The sequence below is a fragment of the Kitasatospora sp. NPDC091257 genome (assembly GCF_044757675.1).
Lineage (GTDB): Bacteria > Actinomycetota > Actinomycetes > Streptomycetales > Streptomycetaceae > Kitasatospora > Kitasatospora lactacystinica.
Genome location: NZ_JBIVVI010001724.1, coordinates 1 through 1,359 on the forward strand (window position 1 = coordinate 1; position 1,359 = coordinate 1,359).

The window sequence follows — 1,359 nt, forward strand, 5'->3', positions numbered from 1 at the left end:
GCCGGCCGCGGTGCCGGCCCCGGTCGTGTCCGGTGGCGGTGCCGCTGCTGGTGCTTCGGCCGGTACTGCGGTGGGTGCGGTGGCCGGTGCGGTGGCCGTGCGGGCTCCGGCGGTGCCGACCGGGCCCGCGGTGGTGCCGGTGATCTCGCCGCTGGTGCGGCGACTGGCCCGGGAGCAGGGGGTCGACCTGACCGCGCTCGCCGGGAGCGGGCCGGACGGACTGATCATGCGTGCGGACGTCGAACGGGCGGTCGCGGCCAGGGTGGCCGCTCCGGCGCCCGCCGGGCCGGCCGTGCGGGACGGTGTGGTCCCGCTGCGCGGACTGCGCAAGGCGGTGGCCGAGAAGCTGAGCCGCAGCCACCGGGAGATCCCGGCGGCGACCTGCTGGGTGGATGCGGATGCCACCGAACTCATGGCGCTTCGAAGGCAGTTGAACGCCACGCCGGGGCCGAAGGTGAGCGTGCTGGCGCTGCTGGCGCGGATCTGCACCGTCGCGCTGGCGCGCTTCCCGGAGCTCAACTCCTCCGTGACCGAGGACGGTTCGGGCATCGTCCGGCATTCGGCGGTGCACCTGGGCTTCGCCGCGCAGGGCGAGCGCGGGCTGGTCGTCCCGGTGGTCCGGGACGCGCAGAACCGCAGCACCGAACAACTCGGCGAGGAGCTGGCCCGGTTGACCGGGGCGGCGCGCGGCGGCGCGCTCACCCCGGCCGAACTGACCGGCGGCACCTTCACGTTGAACAACTACGGGGTGTTCGGCGTGGACGGCTCCACCCCGATCCTCAACCACCCGGAGGCGGCGATGCTCGGGGTCGGCCGGATCGTGGCCAAACCCTGGGTCCATCAGGGGGAGTTGGCGGTGCGCGAGGTGACCCAGCTGTCGTTCACCTTCGACCACCGGGTCTGCGACGGCGGGACGGCGGGCGGCTTCCTGCGGTTCGTCGCCGACTGCGTGGAGCAGCCGGGGATGCTGCTGCGACAGCTCTGATCCCGGCCGCCGAAAGGGACGGGCGCGGTCGCCCTGGGTGTGCGGAGGGGCACCCAGGGCGACCGCGGACCGGGGAGAGTAGCGCGTCCCCGGCCCGGATGTCCGGGCTTCGCGCGATTCGTCGGAGGAGCGCTCCGGCCGTGCCACGCTGCCCTGGCGCCAGTAGGGACAAGCCGAGTGGTGGCGCAGCCGGCCGGAGGCGAAACGATTTTCTTGGGTACTCGAAACGTAGCGGTGAAGTCCCGCGGGACAGTCCTGGTCCGCACCGGACACGGCTCGGCGGGGGCCGCCTCCGTCCCGGGCCTGCCGGCGGGCGCGTCCGGGCGGGCCCCGGCGCGGGAGGTCGCCGTCCGGCCGCCGACGCCCCTGGACCC

At 75.0% G+C, this 1,359-nt stretch carries 1 protein-coding gene; it reads left to right on the forward strand.

What is annotated here, in order from left to right; translation table 11 throughout:
- Window positions 1-985 (forward strand): dihydrolipoamide acetyltransferase family protein (locus ACIQOV_RS41560; RefSeq protein ID WP_401056354.1); only part of this gene is annotated, 985 nt, incomplete at its 5' end.
- Window positions 986-1,359: the final 374 nt, after the last annotated feature.